Origin of the sequence: Pseudoalteromonas sp. P1-16-1b (genome assembly GCF_001401785.1) — a bacterium.
GTDB lineage: Bacteria > Pseudomonadota > Gammaproteobacteria > Enterobacterales > Alteromonadaceae > Pseudoalteromonas > Pseudoalteromonas undina.
In genome coordinates this window covers 23405-41873 of sequence record NZ_LKGQ01000001.1, presented here as the reverse complement: position 1 = coordinate 41873, position 18469 = coordinate 23405, and the positions used below count along the sequence as shown (strand labels likewise).

13 protein-coding genes are annotated in these 18469 nt (G+C 37.3%); 6 read left to right on the top strand and 7 right to left on the bottom strand.

Features of this window, described 5'->3' with window-relative positions; genetic code table 11:
- The first annotated feature begins 163 nt into the window (after positions 1–163).
- On the top strand, positions 164–1057 hold the full coding sequence (locus AN392_RS00195; protein WP_055011444.1) for a cation diffusion facilitator family transporter: 894 nt from the start codon (positions 164–166) through the stop codon (positions 1055–1057).
- Positions 1058–1106: 49 nt separating this feature from the next.
- Here AN392_RS00195 and AN392_RS00190 read toward each other — a convergent pair whose 3' ends face one another.
- Complete coding sequence (locus tag AN392_RS00190) at positions 1107–5561, bottom strand: EAL domain-containing protein (protein WP_055011443.1); 4455 nt, start codon at positions 5559–5561, stop codon at positions 1107–1109.
- Positions 5562–5765: 204 nt separating this feature from the next.
- Here AN392_RS00190 and AN392_RS00185 point away from each other — a divergent pair, with 204 nt between their 5' ends.
- The 3 genes from AN392_RS00185 to AN392_RS00175 all read left to right on the top strand — a co-directional run bounded on the left by AN392_RS00185 (position 5766) and on the right by AN392_RS00175 (position 8428).
- Complete coding sequence (locus tag AN392_RS00185; RefSeq protein WP_055011442.1) at positions 5766–6320, top strand: isochorismatase family protein; 555 nt, start codon at positions 5766–5768, stop codon at positions 6318–6320.
- 133 nt (positions 6321–6453) lie between these two features.
- A complete protein-coding gene (locus AN392_RS00180; RefSeq protein ID WP_055011441.1) occupies positions 6454–7920 on the top strand; it encodes a methyl-accepting chemotaxis protein in 1467 nt (488 codons plus the stop codon).
- Positions 7904–8428: a DUF6436 domain-containing protein gene (locus AN392_RS00175; protein ID WP_055011440.1), complete on the top strand. Its 525-nt coding sequence runs from the start codon at positions 7904–7906 to the stop codon at positions 8426–8428. Before AN392_RS00180 ends, AN392_RS00175 begins: the two co-directional genes overlap by 17 nt.
- 138 nt (positions 8429–8566) lie before the next feature.
- On the opposite strand, the gene AN392_RS00170 is transcribed toward AN392_RS00175, so the two are convergent.
- Positions 8567–9127 (bottom strand): TMEM165/GDT1 family protein, encoded by a 561-nt coding sequence (locus AN392_RS00170; protein WP_055011439.1) that lies wholly within the window; start codon positions 9125–9127, stop codon positions 8567–8569.
- A gap of 364 nt (positions 9128–9491) precedes the next feature.
- Here AN392_RS00170 and AN392_RS00165 point away from each other — a divergent pair, with 364 nt between their 5' ends.
- Complete coding sequence (locus tag AN392_RS00165; protein ID WP_055011438.1) at positions 9492–9803, top strand: hypothetical protein; 312 nt, start codon at positions 9492–9494, stop codon at positions 9801–9803.
- A 94-nt stretch (positions 9804–9897) separates the two neighbouring features.
- On the opposite strand, the gene AN392_RS00160 is transcribed toward AN392_RS00165, so the two are convergent.
- From AN392_RS00160 to AN392_RS00140, 5 genes are all read right to left on the bottom strand, one after another.
- Positions 9898–10953, bottom strand: a complete 1056-nt coding sequence (locus tag AN392_RS00160) for a methyl-accepting chemotaxis protein (RefSeq protein ID WP_235575553.1) — start codon at positions 10951–10953, stop codon at positions 9898–9900.
- Positions 10954–12269: 1316 nt separating this feature from the next.
- Positions 12270–13601, bottom strand: coding sequence for a TniQ family protein (locus tag AN392_RS00155; protein WP_055011437.1), 1332 nt, complete (start codon positions 13599–13601; stop codon positions 12270–12272).
- Complete coding sequence (locus tag AN392_RS00150; RefSeq protein WP_223866401.1) at positions 13601–14509, bottom strand: TniB family NTP-binding protein; 909 nt, start codon at positions 14507–14509, stop codon at positions 13601–13603. Before AN392_RS00150 ends, AN392_RS00155 begins: the two co-directional genes overlap by 1 nt.
- Positions 14510–14544: 35 nt before the next feature.
- Positions 14545–16572, bottom strand: coding sequence for a DDE-type integrase/transposase/recombinase (locus tag AN392_RS00145; RefSeq protein ID WP_055011436.1), 2028 nt, complete (start codon positions 16570–16572; stop codon positions 14545–14547).
- Positions 16569–17039, bottom strand: a complete 471-nt coding sequence (locus tag AN392_RS00140) for a TnsA endonuclease N-terminal domain-containing protein (protein ID WP_152965227.1) — start codon at positions 17037–17039, stop codon at positions 16569–16571. The genes AN392_RS00145 and AN392_RS00140 overlap by 4 nt, the downstream gene beginning before the upstream one ends.
- Before the next feature lie 837 nt (positions 17040–17876).
- Here AN392_RS00140 and AN392_RS00135 point away from each other — a divergent pair.
- Positions 17877–18200, top strand: a complete 324-nt coding sequence (locus AN392_RS00135; RefSeq protein ID WP_024032696.1) for a hypothetical protein — start codon at positions 17877–17879, stop codon at positions 18198–18200.
- The last annotated feature ends 269 nt before the right edge of the window (positions 18201–18469 follow it).

The window sequence follows — 18469 nt, the reverse complement described above, 5'->3', positions numbered from 1 at the left end:
TATCCGCTTAGTTATTTTTAGTACAGTTTTTTGTATTTTACTAAGTTTTTAGTGCGTTTATTTGGCCTACGTATTACAATTGTGATTGTATATCATTACGTATTTCCCAATTTGCTTTATTTCATGAGCTTACTTCGTTTTCAGTAAAGGCCTTTTATATTTCATGACAGAAATAACTACACATCACGCCTCCCGTCGCCGTCTATTAATTGCACTTGCAATTACCTGTTCGTTTATGGTTATTCAGCTTATAGGTGCTTATTATGCTAACTCACTGGCTGTTCTTGCTGATGCCGGCCACTTATTTGTTCATAACAGTTCGCTATTCATAGCACTTATTGCCTCAAGCTTCGCTATTCATCTGGCTAAAACTTACAACGACGGTCACCAAAAAGCTGAATTAATCGGCGGTCTGATCAACGGAATTCTCTATCTAGCCATTAGTTTACTTATTTTGTATGAGGGAGCTGAGCGCTTTTTGGACCACAAAGGTGGACATGAGCTGATCATAAATAGTTATTTAATGTCGGTGATTGCAGCTATCGGTTTTTTATTTCATGGTGCGGCAGCGTGGGTGCTGTATAAAGGCCGTAAGGCTAGTATTAATGTGTATGCGGTATTTTTACATTCGTTTTTTGATTTAATCTCGACTGTTTCCACTTTTGTTGCCGGTGTTCTTATTTATATTACGGGCTGGAATGTGATTGATATTTTATCGAGTATGTTAATTGCATCATTTGTACTATTTACGGGAATTAAGGTGATAATTAGTTGTATTAAAGGGCTACGTTCAAATAAAGCAAAATTGCCAGAAGTCCAAGATATCGAAACAGAAATAACCAGCATGGAGCATGTTGCAAATGTGCATAACGTTACCGTTGTTCGTAAGAATAAAAAAGTGATAGTAGGTGCTCACGTAGTGTTAAAGCAACATTGCACTATAGAAAAGCATGATGAAGAATGTCGTTTAAAAGTAATCAAACTACTTGCAGATAAATTTAATGTTCGTAACAGTGTGCTACAAATCGAAAGCTATGAATGCAAGCACATACATTAAAAATTTTAACCTAAAAGCGACTTGGTTAAGTCGCTTCTTTACCATAGCTTTAGATTAAATCAATAATCTTCTCAAAGCATGCAGGGCTCATTAGGTCGCTGGCACTCATAGGACGTGCGAAGTAGTAGCCCTGTAGCTTATGACAACCTATGTTCGTTAAAAAGTCTAGTTGCTCCCGCGTCTCTACCCCTTCAGCAATACAATATAGCTCTAAGTTTTCAGCAAGCGAGTAAATTGTTTTAATAATCGATTCGTCACCTTTATCTATGCCGATACTATTTACAAAACTTTGGTCAATTTTTATTACGTTAATTGGAAATTGGCTCAAATAAGTGAGTGATGAATAGCCAGTACCAAAATCATCTAGAAACAGCTTAAACCCTGCAGCTTGAAGACTTTTAAGTTGTTTAGCTGCTTTGTGCTTATCTTCTAACAGCGTGTTTTCTGTAATTTCAAGACGTATTTGCTGTGGCTTGATATTGGCTTTTTCAAGTATAGCGCTTAGTCGCTGGGTTATATTAGCCTTTAAAATATGTTTTGGTGATACATTTAACGAAATATAAAACAGTGGGTTAACGCTAAGAACAGGCGCAAGCTCTGTAATTGCACGTTGCAATGCTTGCTCTGTAAGCATATCAATTAAGCCAGTTTCTTCTGCTACCGGTATAAATAAAGCCGGAGAGATTAGTTTTCCTTGGTTTTCCCAGCGCATCAATAATTCAACACCACTTATTGTTTTATCTTTTGTATTAACTACTGGCTGGTAATGGTTAAAAAATTGGTTATCTTTTGCGGCATCTTTTAAGTCATTTTCAAGGATAAGCTTTTGTTTGATTTGCTCATTCATTTTTTCATTAAAGAACTGAAATCCATTTCGACCTGCTTGTTTTGCATGCATCATAGCGATATCTGCATTACGTATTAAGGCATCTGTTGAGTTTGCATCATGGGGGTACAAGGCAATACCAATACTGGCAGATATATTAATAGAAAAGTCTTCAATAATAACTTTACTTGCCAGCTCACTACTCATTTCGTTAAGTGTATGCTGCAGTGAAGACATAGAGGTAATGTTCTCGATTAATACTAAAAATTCATCACCACTTTGACGGCCAAAGGTCGCATGGTCGCCCAGATATAAGCCAACTCGCTCGGTAATGTTGCACAGTAATTTATCGCCCACGGCATGTCCAAACGAATCATTTACAGGTTTGAACTTATCTAAATCTATAAATATAACCGCACATTGCAAGTCGTTTTTAGCGGCTTTTGTAATGGCATTTTCAATTTTTTGATTCATTAAACTACGATTAGGTAGCCCGGTTAACGCATCATAGTTGGCCAAATAACGTAGCTCATTCTCAGCACGCTTTTGTTCGGTTAAATCTGTTATAACAATAACATAATAGCCAACTTTACCTTCTTCATTAGCGACAGCTGTGGCACTTAAATGAATAGGATGCTGCTGTGCTTTTGTAGTATTAACATAGGCATTTGTTCGCCAATTCTCTTTGGGTTGCAGTGCCTTTAATGTGGCTGCAAACTCTTTACATTTGGTTTGCCCAATGGCTTTGACAAATAGCTCTGAGGTAACAGCTCCCTCATCACCATCATCAGAAAATACCTCCATAAAGCTATTATTAGCTGAAAAAGGCATTAGATTTTCGTCTAGGATAAGTAAAAAGTCATTGATTTGGCTAAATGCTTCACCGAGTATTTTTGCTTGCTGTTCGTTTGCTAACTGCTCAGTAATATTAGTAAAAATACCAGATACATACCCAGGCTTTTTAGTGTCTTGATTATAAATAATTTGCCCTAAGTCATGAAACCACAACCAATGACCATCTTTGTGGCGTAACCGGTAAGTCGCTTGCCAGTCTTGCGACTGAGTCTGTTTTATAAATGCATCCCACTTACTTTGTATTCTGCGGCGCTCATCAGGATGCATAATATTAAAAAAGCTTTGTATATCAATGCGATCAGGCAAGTCTTCAAAGCCTAACTCCATACCTCTAGCTGTGTTTACAGTATTGTCTGCAAAGCTATAGTTCCAAACACCACTTTTATTGCTTTTTAGTGCGAGCTCAGTTTGAGTTTTAGAGTGAATAGCTGCACGGTGGGCGCGCTCAATTGCTATTTTACGGCTACGGTATTGCCAAAAAAATAAAAACAGAATTATGGTCACAGCAAGGAAGTAGCATGCATAAGCGAGAGGAGACTGCCAAGGTGCATAGGCGACGCTAAATTTAAGCCTTACAGGTTCGCTAGTAACGACTCCATTACGCTGCTGAGTTGATACTGATAATACATAATCACCAGGTTGTAATTTAGTAAAAAACACCTGGTTAGATTTTAAATCGTTATAGCTCAATGATGAGGGGCCAGTAAGCTCTACTCGGTAGAAGGTCTTACTTATATTTTTATAGTCAAAATTAGAAAACCGAACCGTTAACCCCATATCATCATGCTTTAGTTTTAACGGTTCATTACGATATTTTTCAGGTGTATAATTGAGCGTCTCTGAAAATAAATTGATATTGGTAATTGCTAACTTGCTTTGGGTGTTTTGTTGTTTACTCTTAAATTGATCGGGGTCAAACTGAAGTACACCGCTACGATTACCAAACACGAGTTCATTATTTTGCAATTTAAGTGCTGCAAGTGCAGTAAAATGATTGCTACTTAGGCCATCTTTTATTGTATAAGTTGTTACGTTTAATGAATCTAAATTAAGTTTATACAGTCCGTTGTCAGAACTAACCCATAAAAAATCATTATCATCGGCAATAAGCTCAAATATAGAGTTAGTATTTAATGAATTGTTTTTATTAAAAGTATGAGCTTGCTCGTATGTTTCAGCGTTAACGGCAATTAAGCCTTCTTGTGTTGTTGCTAACCACAGTAGTTTTCGTTTTGCATCGTAGTAATAATTCTCGACCGTATGGTACAGGTTCTTTTTTGCCGTTTTAGATTTAAAAATAGCAGTTAAAGTGCCAGTTGCTTCGTTATACCTATAAAAAGTATCAGAGGTACTTAAAAGTAGCTCGCCAGGGAACATCGTTGAAGGGGTATGGAATGCGTAAGCTTGTAAGGGCGATACAAGCTCTTTTAAGCCTTTTATAACTCTATTTTCACCAGAGTTACCGTCAAATATATAGAAGTTATCATTATTGATATAAGCAAACTTATCGGGCGCTACCTGAGTAATACCAAATAAATAGTCAGTATTTAGATTATGCTCGGTGATAAATTTGTTTTGTTCAAATGTTCCCGTTTCTTTGTTAAAAAGCTCGAGTCCAAAAAAAGTAGCTAGCCAAAGATAGTTCTCACCTTTAGTGTTGGCAGGAAAAATATCACCAATAGCAGATAAACCATAAGCTGCTTTGTTATCTTTAGATTGTAAAAATAAATCACTCGTTTTCGTTTTTGAGTTATAACGAACAAGTCCATCGTCAGTGCCTATCCAGAGCAATTGTTGTGTATCTTGATATATAACATTTACAATATTATTTTCAGGCAGTGTAATTCTTTTAAACTTCTTAGTTTGTGCTGCCCACGTTAATACCCCGTGAGTTCGTGAACCAAGCCATAACAAACCGGATTCATCAAACATAATATCGTTGATGGTGTTTTCTGTTATGTTGTAGCTACTATCTTTGAAGTTTAAAATAGCAGTGAGCTTTAAGGTTGCTCTATCAAACTCAAATAAACCACTTTCTGTAGCAATAAACTCACCATAGGGTGTGTTTACATAATCCCAAATATTATAGTCACTAATAAGTGTTGATACTGCAGTAGGGTTTATATTTTTATTTTCATCAAAAGCAATCCGATACATTCCCTCAACCGTACCAACCATCAACCCAAATTCTTGGTCTACTGATAAAAATTTTACGTTGTTACTATCGTTAGTAACTTTTTGTGTGTCGCTAAGTGTTGTTTGTTGGAGTTCGTTATTGATAAAACTGTAGTTATACAGGCCCTGATCGGAACCTATATATAAGGTGTTTTGATAAAGTGACAATGCACGGATAAACATATTTTCATCAGGCAAAGATGCGACGAGTGTTAATTGTTTTGATTTTTTATCAAACCGGTATACGTGCGAATCAATAGAAAAATAAAAGTGTGTAAGCTCCTCAACCACTGCAATAACGGGAGAGTATTTTTCTTGGTCTTGGTTTAAATGACCTGAGTATATTTGTTTAGCCTTTAAGCTACTTGGATCAATTAAATAGCTACCTGCAAGTTGTGTGCTTACAAGTATGCTACCGTTATTGGTTTTGTACATATTAATAATGTAGTTGTTTTTTAAATCTGTTTGGTTTTCGTAAGGCGTAACTTGATAGCCGTCGAACCGAAATAGCCCCTGTGTAGTTGCAATCCACACATAGCCAATATCATCTTGGACAGATTTTACAACAAAGCTTTGCGCCAATTGTTCGTTTTTGGATGCGCGTTGTAATTGTTCAGAGTAAGTTTGTGAGGCAAAGCTCTGCTGCATGCAAACTAATAAAAATATGTAAACAACGAAGAAAAACTTACTCAAAAGCACTTACCTTTTTTAATTGCCAAGGTTGGTATTTAGAATTGCTGTAATATAACATGAGTTTAATTTAAAAATTACAAAAAGCACTATAAGTGTGAATTAATTGTTGCCCGCTTGTGGGTGTTAAAAGTCAATTTAACTAAAATGAAAGGACTACAAATGAATTTTAGAGAAAATATCAACTCAGAGCACAGCGTACTTTTAGTAATCGACTTACAAAGCAAACTAGCACCGGCTATATCCTCATTTAATACGACCTTAGAGTGTGCTTTAAAGCTTGCAAATGCAAGTGCTATTCATCAAATTCCTTCAATAATTACAGAGCATTATAAAAAAGGACTAGGTGAAAGTGATGAGAAAATTAAGCAAGCTTTACCAAACGCGCAATATATCGAAAAAATAAATTTTAGTGCCTGCGCCGAAGAGGGGTTTTTAGATACTCTTTCGCAATTACAGCGCCCTCATGTTGTTGTTATGGGTACAGAAGCGCATGTTTGTGTATTACAAACCTGTTTAGATTTACTACAACAAGGTTATGCAGTAACTGTTGCTACAGATGCAATAGCCTCAAGAAATGCAGAGCACAAAGCCATTGCGGTTGAGCAGCTTCGTCAAGCCGGTGCAGTAATATCATGTGCAGAGACAATAATATTTCAATGGACAAAAAAAGCAGGGACGTCTACTTTTAAACAAATACTATCAATTGTTAAGTAGCGCATTAAAAACATTTTTAAATCAACCTGAATTAGTAATGCTGGGCTTGATTTAAAGTAAAAAATTGCGAGTTGTTAAAGGTTATATTAGCAATAAGCGTGTTTAATTTATTACAAAATTAATTAAGGTTTTTATGTCTAGTGTGAGCCGATTGTTTACAATCATATTCTGTTTATTGTTTGTCGAGTCTATTGGTATAGGCCTTTATTTTGATACATTAACAGAGGCGTTTTTGGTCGGCTTGCCCCTATGCTTGCTCCCTATATGGTTATTAAAAACCCAACCTGAGAATAAAATTACACCGCACGTGGTAGCTGCCGCTATTATGATGTTTTCATTTTTGCATATTCAACAAGCTTATGGGCTTATTGAAGTGCATTTTGAAATATTTATTTTCTTAGCCATGTTAATAATGTTTGTTGAGTGGCGAGTATTTATTACGGCGATTGTATTTGTTGCTGTTCATCATTTATCTTTTTACTATTTACAAACGCAAAACACGGGGTTTTATGTATTTGACCCCGACCGACTCGCTTTTTCAACTGTGCTTATTCACGCAGCTTATGCCATTGTAGAAGCCCTTGTTGCTGGTTTTATTGCAGTAACATTACAACGCGAACGTCGTGCAGGTTTGTCGTTAAGCCATGCCACTGAGCAAATAATGCAAGATCCAGAGCAAGTAAAGCTCTCAATGCGAGCTGATGATACCAATAGCGGTGCAGTAGTAGGCTTTAACACGCTACTAGAATACTTGTCGGATGTTATAAAACAGGTTCAAACTCAATCCGATTCATTAAAAAATAATTCTCAAGAACTTATAAATGTGCATGATGAGCTGGCAGACAGTGCTAAGCACCGAAATATACAAACCGATGATATTGCCAATTCAGGTTCACAAGTAGCCCACGGTTTTAAACTGGTTGAGCAAGAGAGTGATATTTTAAAGCAGCAAGTTAGCAATATCACCGATTCTGCTCATGTAGCTTTGCAAGAAGTATTACAAACAGACAGTAAGAGCAAGGAGTTGCTCACATTACTAACCAATACAGAAGAGCAGCTAAGTCATTTGGTGGCAGCTGGTGATGTAATTACAGGTTTGTTGAATGAAATATCAGGTATAGCGGATCAAACTAACTTGCTAGCACTCAATGCTGCAATTGAAGCAGCCAGAGCGGGCGAGCATGGTCGTGGTTTTGCTGTCGTTGCAGATGAGGTTCGTTCTTTAGCGAATAACAGCCAGAAAACAACAGCAAAAATAGCATCTACGTTAACAGATTTAGTGAATAACAGCCGCACTTCAACACAATCTATGAATCAATGTGTTGATTTTGTTGTAGATCTTACGAAAATTAGTGCCACTATGAAAGAGAATATCTCGTCAATGAGCGAGCAGATACAGGCTGTATCCACAAGCTCTAATTCGGTTGCACAAGTAGTTGCTGAGCAGGCAGGCAATACCGAGCAAATTGCAATAAGCACAGATCAAATGCGTCAACGCCAACATGAAGACGGAAAAATTGTTGATCAACTTACCGCCAAGGTACAAATGATTGATGTGAGTATTGATGTGTTAGAGCAAAGCATTGCAAAATTTAACTAATAAGCGCTATTTTATTGTTGCTTTAATTGGTGTGTGGCTTGTCGTTGTTGTGTCGGGTTTAGTGTATTTTCAACTTGGCCAATTAAAGCCTTTTGATGAAAATAAAATGCTGGAACGACACAATTGGTTTTCGCAATTTAAAGAACAGGTGGTTTGGCAAAACAAAGATAGTGCTCAACTACTTATTATTACAGAAGATAAATGTGGATGTACTATACAAGCTAAACCACACCTATCATCTTTACAGCGGTTTGCGAAAAATCAGGGCGTTGAGGTACAAACATTTAAACTCAATAGCCAACTAAAGTCAGTGGTTCCGGCTACACCAGCCGCGGTTTTAATTGATAAAAATGGTGAGTTTGTTTATGCAGGGCCTTTATCTGAAGGGCTGGCATGCTCTCAAGGTAGCGGGTTTGTAGAGACCGTGATCAGTAATCTACAAGCTGGTTTTAACTCATCATTGTTAATTGCCGATACAAAAGGGTGTTATTGCATTAACCGAGCATAATAGCTCGCTTATTTCTATTTATGATATGTGCTAATGCTTTTTTAACGCTTACCTACTTTAGGTAAGCGTTTTTTGTTGTAAATTACTTAACCTGAACGCTGGTTAAAAGACTTATTATCCAAAATTCAGGTTACTTAATTACATAATGGTTACTAAGCCATAAACACCAAGTAATACAAACACAGTGGCGGCTATCGCTCTAACGGTATTTAATGGAATTCTTTTTAGTAGCGCCTTACCGGCATAAATAATCGGGACATTGGCGATTAGCATACCAAGGGTTGTACCAATTGTTACCCATAAAACAGATTGATATTGTGCACCGAGCAACACGGTTGCAATTTGTGTTTTGTCGCCAATTTCAGCAATAAAAAATAAGATTAAGGCTACTAAAAATGCACCATAGCGGTCGTACTTGTGGCTAACGTCTTCATCTTTATCTGGAATAAGTAGCCACAGCCCTACCACAATAAAGCTTATATTAACTATCCAAGGTAAGTATTCGACGGCAAAGTTTCCGCTCAGCCAATCACCAAACCAGGCAGATAAACCATGATTAATAATAGTAGCAGCGAGAATACCTAAAATAAGCGCTATTTTATTATGAAAACGTGCCGCAAGTAATAGCGATAGAAGTTGAGTTTTATCGCCTATTTCAGCGAGGGCAACAGTGACGGTAGAGGTTAAAAAAATATCCATTAATATAATCTTCAGGCGGGAATATTAAACCAAGGCAAACAGCTATCTCCCGCCATGAGGATAGTGTCTACCTAGGTCTCGCCGATAACGCTTGCTACAACATTACAAACTTACCATGCACATGAGGTGCAATTATGTTGATAAGTTTACTCATTACTGAGCGGGCTACTCCCCTAAGAGGATGGCGATTATTCCACAAAGTTTAAAGCAGGTAAATATATGCGGGTAACTTTTAAATTTAAAAGGTGGCTTTGTGGCGTTAGTGCACAAATAAACTTGCTTTTGGCTATCAAGTTAGCTGTAATAATAAACAGAAGGAAGTTGAACAATTTGAAATTATATGCACGTGTAAAGGAATTTAAATATGCAATCAACTGTCGTTAAATCAACAATGGCAACCATTCAAAATGGAGTCATGAAAGCGGACGGAAAGTTTTGGATTACGCAGACTAATGTAAATTTTGAACCTTTTAATGAAAAATTGGGGTTAGAACCACATACAATTCCACGTAATACAATTTTAAAAGTGGTTGAATGTAAAGGTAAGGGCGCAGGCCTTATTCCAATAACGGCTGATGCGATAGAGGTTTTCACGCAAGATGGCAGCTCATATCAGTTTATACTTTCAAACCCCAGTGATTGGATAACTATATTGTCTAATAAAACTAGCGCTTAAAGTAACCAATATGCCATCATTTAATCATTTAAATGATGGCATATAAGGTTTTTATTTAAAGTATAAGCGCTAATATGCCTCAAAATTAAAGCACTTAAACTTTAAATACATTAACTTGTCCTTGTAGCATTGCCGCAAGCTGTGCGAGTTCTTGCGATGCTTGAGCATTTTGTTGCGAGCTTTCGCTGACAGAAGTAATACTCGCGCTAAACTCATTAATATTGCTGCTTAGTTCATTTGCGACCATTTTTTGCTCCTGAGTCGCGGTTGATATTTGAGTATTCATATCTGCAATTTCGGTAACTTCTTGGTTAATTTCGCTGAGTACCTGTGAAGAATAATTAGCATGGTCGACACTCTCTTTAGCGCTGCTTTCTGCGTTACCCATCGCATTAACAGCTTGCTGAGCCATGCCTTGTAGTTTTGTGATCATTTCATTAATGCTAGCGGTTGCTTTTTGAGTATTGTGGGCAAGTTGTCTTACCTCATCGGCTACAACGGCAAAACCTCGACCTGAGTCGCCAGCTCTTGCTGCTTCAATGGCTGCGTTTAAGGCTAACAAGTTAGTTTGCTCAGCAACACTTTGGATCATCATCACAACTTGGTTTATATCATTGGTTTGTGTATTTAGATCTGTAATAAGCTGCGTATTTGTATTAACCAAAGTTGAAAGCGTATTTATTGACTCGATATTATCAGCAACAGCTTGCTGACCTTGGCCTGCTTTTATGTCAGCACTTGTGGCTTTATCAGAGGTTATTTGCGCGTTTTGAGCAACTTGTTCTATTGCACTACTCATTTGGGTAATTGCAGTTGCAATCATAGCTGATTGTTGCTCTTGCTGGGTTGCTGTGCTGGCTACTTGAATACTAATAGAGTTCATTTCTTCAGCTGCCGAAGCAAGTGTTAGTGTTGCGCCTGCCATATCTTTTACTAAACCTTGGATCCGAAGTAACATATCATTAAAGTTAGATGCGGTATCTGCAATCTCATCTTTACCCTGAACCTTAGCACGAGCTGTTAAATCAGCATTGGTTGCAATATCCGTTATGGTATCGCGTAATGACATAAATGGGTTTTGTATCGAGCAGTAAATAAAGTAGGCAACAATCAGTAGAAGTAAAATTAATATCGCGATTGTCACACTCATTATAAATTTTATAAATTGATAATTTTCATCAGCTTTAACTCTAAAGTCACTTGTAGTGGTATAAAATTTCAAAAACTTAACTTAATTTTTTAAACGGTATAGAAAACTCATTTATAGGTTTGTTGTAAAAGCACCATAACAAGAGTTTTCAAATTGATAATTTACAGCGTGCCATCGCTTCGCGATTTTAGCATGCTATAAATCGCAACTTAAAACAGCGTTACCACTGTCTGCAAATGGCACAAACCGGAAATAGCTCACGCATTAATTCTATATTTATACATTAAGGCTTCTTCAGACTTAATGTAATTCATTTTAATCATTCAACTATTTACCTAAACTTAGGGTCTGTTGGCCTTTACGGATTAATATTTGTTCAAACTAGGGGGGATTTAATCGCGACGCGAGATTTGTAACCTAGTGGGCTAAGTAAAAATCGAGCAACAAAGAGTTAATTGCCCCTAGGCAGAACCCTTCGGGCAGCGCCTGTTTGGCATTGATGCTGCGTTATCGCCTATTTATGGGGAATAACCACACCACATAGACTCAGCCTTGCCTAAAGACCAAACAGACTGCTGCAAATTTAACCTTGAAAGGTCAACAGACCCTGAACCTACTTAAATTTAAGGCGAGACTTTAGTTAATAAATCTCAATTTAAGTGCCATACTTCGAATGAAATTCAAACAATTCTCAAGCTGCCGCGAATTCCCAATTTAAGTGGCGCTGGCCAAAAATGATCGGCGCCATATAACTTGAGAATCTCAGCCATGTAATAAGATTTCAAAACAATAACTTAGCTTGTGTTCTTTATCGGTACTGCGCCTCTTAAATTGAGAATTATTTATAGCTAAAAACTGCCCCAACACAAATTCTCATCCAGCCAAAAAGTTCTCATTCTGCCTTGCAGATTCTCATTCTGCCACTGAAGAACTCTGACTTGATTTTAATGAGCACATAATTAAGTAGATTCTGTATTCGGTAAATTAGTGGCGAACACTATACGCTAATATTTACTTAGTAAAAGTGTAGTAAATCGATTAGAAAATGGATTTTTAGGATAAAGAGAAATGAAGCCATTTAAGTGAAAGTTAAAATGCAGATATGCGAAGCTTCATTTGTAATGTTGAGTTAATTCAAATTTGGTTTGATTTAGGTTTAGTTATGGATGAAGTTACTAAACCTTTATTAAAAAAGGGAAAGTTAAACTTATTGATATTCAGTCGATTAGTTTTAGTGAACTGCCGGTATTGTTATTAATAAAGCATAGACCGAGAACATGTCTCGGCCTAAAAATTAAAGTTGAAATTACAAAGTACTAAATGTCGAGTGATAGCTGTTTGTTTTGCGTTTTCGCCAACTTCAAAGTATCACAATTAAGTATACGTTTTGAATTATTGCCATGAATGTAAACGGGCCTGAGCTTACCGGTATTAATCAACCTCATTAGTTCTACCTTTGGTATACCGGTGACTTCAGCTACGTTTGCAACGGACATCGTTTTATCTCTTATAAGTTGAGTATGTAATTTACAAAAGGTATCGAATGCTTCAGGCAAAACGTGTATGGAATGCATTAAGTCTAATGAAGGTTTGTATGTTATTGATAATTCTTTATTTTTAGCAGCTATCAGTACATCAGTTATACAGATATTATGAAGAGCCATAAAGCGACGTAGCTCAGAAAGGGGGACGTAATCTTTATTGTGGCTGAACTCGGCTAAAAAGGTATAAACACCTGATATTTCAACGCGAGTATCTGTTCTTAAGGCCTTTTTTGAATCAGTTCTTATCAATCCAACTTCGACTAAAAGAGCGATTTGTTTAAAGGTTATCCCAATTATAGAGGAGGCTGTTTGAGCTTCAAACCAAAGCTGAGTTATGGGAGCTTTTGAACGAATATACTCGCTATTATACATTTCATATAGTGTGGATAATGACCCCCATTCACATAGCAAATTCTGAACAATAATTTCAATTTTGTGAAACTCAATGTTCAACGGTAGATCTGTTGGTACACGTTTAGCCCTTTCACTTAAGAATACTCTAGCACTATCTGGGTTATTAAGAATATCAGCCGCTCTATTTAATAATGTGGAGGTAATCTCCTTTGGTGGGAAACTCGTTCGTGTATTACTATCGTCAACTATCACTTTAGCTATGAGGTATGCATCGTGGACTTGTTCAGGTGATTTTAATTGATTATTCAATGGTATATGCGTTAAGCGTAAGCCGCACAAAGGTGATGTGCAGCGGCCATTTAGAAGATTAATGGTAAATTGCAGCGGTGAATTGCAATGAGGGCATTCGGATAACAGGGCACACTCATGAATAATACAGTGTCGTAAAAATGGATTTTGCCACTGGGCCCTAAAATACCCATATTGGTTAACACAATCTGGACAAACTTGTGGCGTTAGCAATCTCGCATGTGTCCAGCACTTTATCTTTAATGATGATAAAGTGCGAGTTATAGGAATAAGGTGATCAAGGAGTTCGTTCTTTGTTGATCTACCTTTGATGATACTGGTTAGCATAGCCTTATTAAGTACGCGAGATTCTGATTGTATGCCATTTCTTTTAAGTAAACGAAGTACATAACCAATACCTGACTCCGCTTCATAGTAAGAGGGTTTTATTGGGAAACGCATTAGCATAACCCCGAATAGAACTGACTTCTAAGGTTTTTATCTTGCTCATTTAGATATGCATCTAATTGTTTTTTTGTTAAAAGTTCATAATCAAATGGATTGACAGCCCCAATTGCATATTTCTCAAAGTTTTCAAATAAGGCTTCTATAAGCTGATCATAGTTTTTTGCATTTCGTGTGTTATTACGTAAAAATAAATCGCGCATTGTACTCATGGTGTGCTCACTGTACGCAAGGTAAATACGATCAAGTAGCTCACTGTGCTCATCCTTTGTTAAATTTGGCAACCCAACTTGTTGAATGAACCAATTACAACAGGCAATCCAGTTTTTCGTTTTAGGAAGGATTGGCTTAATTTCAATGGGGCGCATTTGTCGACGAGACATCTGCTCGTCATCGTCAAATTTACCGGCGGTTCTACCAAATGTAATAAGGCGCTTAGCACTGCTTGTACCGGCGAAAATAATCGAACAACGGATCTTGTTGCTATCGATCAGATAGCAAAAATATTTAATAATTCGTTGAAACTCTATCCCATCATAACTTGAGGCAATATTCTGAATTTCATCAAGAATGATTAGCTCCACTTCTAGGTCTTTGAGAAGTGAGATAAGTTGGGCATCCAATTCAGCTGCAGTAGTGCGAGAGTTTTGTGTTGTTCCCTCTAGCTCTGAAATTAAAAATCGAGTTATCTCTGCAGTACTTTTTTTAAACTCCTTAAAAGCGACATAAAAGATTGGTTTTGTCGTTTTTTCTGGCTTAGTAACAGGTAAAAACTGAGCGTGATACTGCTTTAATATATACGTCTTGCCAGCACCCGAGGCACCATAAATAAGTTGAGCTCGTTTATCCTCTGAAGGTACGTGATACATATTGTGGATTTCCGCTATCCTCTGCCATATCTTCATTTGTATGTCACATGCGAAAATTGTACTGGGCATAGTTACCATTGTTTTTCATTTCCTTCATCATCATTATAACGGGTAGAGGCCATTTCTCTGGTTTTGCTCACTATCGTATCTGCGTAGGTATCTTGTTCACCTGAGTGCGATATCTGTGATTTAAGTTCATTCACTTTATGAGATTTTTTTATTCGCTCTACAATGGATAAGTTCTCTTTCGTATTTTTATTGAAAGACGCTACCTTCGGGCCCCTGTGCTGTTTGCGTTTGGGCTTTTGCTTTACGAATTCAGTTATTTCACCGACATAGTGACCAGTAGGAGTATGGGAGAAAGTTTCTGTATATATTCCGAGTTGGGTCAGAGTTTGATTGCCATTTAGTTCAGCAAAGCTGACTGGTAGTTTAGTATCATGATGGTCAATATTATCAGCCACTATTTCCACAGGATTGTTCTCGCCAGGCAGTGTTGCTTGAACTGTTACTTTTCTGGCATCTAGGTCGTCATGAAACACATAAACAGAGGGGTTTTCACCCAGCTCCATGTCTGTTTTAGTAGCCGCGTATAGTTGTTTTAGCTCATCACTGTAATAATCTTGACCTAAACATCTGATAGTTCCACGTTGCTGTAATTTATGTGAGGCCTGGGCTCTGGACACGTGGAAGCAATGTTGTAGCTGATCATATGTGAATGAAGGCATAGGCGTATCAATAATGGACTGATTCCATTTTTTGATAGGCGTATGGCCAGCCTGTTTATGGTGTTTGTGCATGTATTCTGTCAAAAATATATTCAGTAGCTTTGTAAAATCAGATACCTTTATATCCGCACGTTTAGCTAATGGAATTGTGTCGAGTGAGTTCGGGTTAGTACGTTTTCCTGAATAACTTTGAAATCCAATACTCGTCTCACCACTTTGCGTTTCAATCTTCATACCCGAAAAAAAGTGATCTCTTAACACATTAAAAAATGACTCAATGAATGGCTTCTTAGCAGGTTGATTTGATGGTGTATAATGAATATTTAACTCTAGTCGCTCCGCAGCCTTTTTTATCAAACGATTATTAAACCCTGGGCCATTATCCATAATCAATGTAGTCGGTTTACGTCCATTCATTGTAAGATTACTATCTGCCATAAATATTTGACGTAAAAGATTAAGCCCACCGGCAGAGTTTTCAGGTTCAAAGCTAAGCACCACAGAGATAGGTGCGCGTGTGTATACGTCTATTGCTACATACAAAGAAATAGGCGGTGTCGGAAGACCTGTTTTGTCGTCAATTAAACACATATTTAGCACAACACGGTCGCATTCAACGCGCTGCATTGCGTAATAGGTTTTTATTCGTTTACGTAGCGTTGTTAGTCGCTTATTGATTTCCGCTTGTGAAAGGCCTTTAAAATTAGCAAGTTTTTCGGCATCAGTAAGCTCTTGTAACCGGCGGTAAAAGGTGCGTTGTGATGCGATTTGAATCTCATTATTTTTCAAGCTAGCTTCTTGCGCTTCTCGTTTATAGTTACTGTAATATGCGCCTTTGAAAGCAGAGTTATTACACGAATAGACGGTAGCGATGTAGTGCTGTATGAAAGCCTCAGTGGCCGCATTTAGCCGTATAGGCCTATTACGCTTCACTCCCGCAAGCGCCTCATCATTAAAATCTGATTGAACCCATACGCGCCAATGGCGACATACCGTTTTCCATTGCGGGTGTTTTGTGGCAATAGTTGCAGGATGTTGACTCTCGACTCGTTTGATGAGCTCATCATATGTCTTCTTGGTTGTAGCAGGGTATCCTTCACTAACCAGTTCTTTCAAGATAGATTGATAAATCAATCGTGATGTAACCGTTAACTTTTGATATTCTGTTAGTTCAATATGTGGATGCTGTGCGCTTCTTAATATAAAGCCTTGATCATCAATTGATTTCTCAAAGTCGTCTCGAGGTAATAGGCGCTTCTTAGTCTCTATACCATCACCGGAAAGGAGTATTGATGTACTGTCAACAAACGCAATAGATTCAACGTTACCGTACTTATTAGTCAAGTCAGTGCCCGTAGCATATCCGATCATTTGAGTTGACCTCGCATCAATGTAGTAGAGGCGTTTAACGGCTTCTCCATATCGAATTTATATACATTTGATGCAATTAGTCCATAAGCCTCTGACACTGGGTTTTTAGCTATACCCTCCAAGCATTCGATGAGTTCACCAAAGGTTAAATCTCCATCAGGCAGCATTGTTAATGGGAATGAATGCTCCGAGTAATACATTGTTATCAGATTAAGGTTCGCCATAAAGATAGTATTGAGCTTATCGACGATGATTAACCGTAAACCTATTTGTGCTTTTTTTCGGGTGTACTCATTAAAAAGATGAATTTTCGAGTGATACTCTTTATCAACCTGAGACTCATGATGAACTTCAATATATTCAGCGAAGCCAGAATGATATAGGACTAAGAAGTCGGGTGTATAGCGGTAAACTTTTTTGTCTATAGTCACTTCTATTTGCTCAGGCTGGGTGGCAAACAGCTTCACATTAGGGTCACATTCCAGTTTAAAAGCCAGGATCAGCTCCTGAAATGACTCGGGATTAAGTGCGCACTGATTTTTATGGGAGTAAAATCGTATAACAAATCGACCTCTGTGAACGTTAGCGTTCGTCTTTGTAACGGTCATAATTTTACCTCCCAAAAAATAAATGTCTTTACACTATAGATAATGGGTGATAAATTAAAAGGTTTATCTTTAGAATAGTTGTTCTTGGTAAGCATTTTTACATTATTCCTTTCGTCATAATTAGGCTTATCAATCCTTGGAGCCACTGAAAATTTTGTTTTATTTTCAAGGGCTAATCTCACTTTAAAATTCGAAAGTTAAGTTCAATGTTTTTTCTACGAGCAAATTATTTATTCTCAAAAAAAATTTATCTTTAAAGTACTATGAAGGTTTCTCGAGTTGTTTTTACCTTATCCAAACCGATTTTATGTTTGTGTTTAACATGACGTTGTTATGTTCAAGTAAAACACCCAAAGCGAAAGTAATATTCAGTGCTGCTCCTAAAAGCTTAAATTTAAAATTTCACACCTAGCCCCAGCAAGGTTGATGCTTTTCAAAAGGCAGTCGCTATGATTGCAGATATTGCAGAAATAGAGAAGGTTAAACTGGTCAGACCACTAGGTTATATTCTTCCAACTTCTTTGATTTAGGTCTTAAAATCCAATAAATCCCCACTACAATTAACATTAACTGAGTGTGAATATGTGCTTTTTTTTATTTTTTGTGTTTTTTTAAGAAAAAAGAGGGGGTGTTCTCGTTTATTAAGTTAAGGTTAATGGAGGCTTAAATTTTTTTGTAAACAAGATGGAGTGACATATGAAACACAAGCCAGAAGGGTGGGTTGTTTTAACGTTTCAAACTATTGATAGCAAACCCTGCTATGTGTTGTTTTGTTCGTGGAAAAATGATGATGAATGGAGAGTAAGCTCAGGTTCAATGGTTCTACCTCACTTATCACCCTGTGGGAATTATTGGATTTGGCCTCAAATATCAGGCTCTGTATACGAGCTTCCCGTTGATGAAGAAAATGGCTATACCTTCTACACTGGCGCTGTATTAGATGAATTGTTAGTAAAAGGGTATCGCGATGGTACTAAGCTAAAGCGCATTGCACTTAAAGATATTATGGAAGATAAATAAGGCGATTATCGCCTTCTAATCTGTCTATTTTACTTTTAAAGGTCATGGGCTCTACATAAGGGAAGATATTTAGGGGCTTTGGTAGGCAAAGATGAGAATCTGTATTATGTAAATGTTGCTAGTTCTACATTAAAAGCTAATAAATGAATACAGTAAAAGCTAATAAATGAATAGAGTATAGGTATAACTAACGCGCACTCCTTTAGTAATCCAGCCTAATAAAATTTGGCTAGTATCCAATGAGGTTCTGCTTGCGTTGCCGAAGGAGT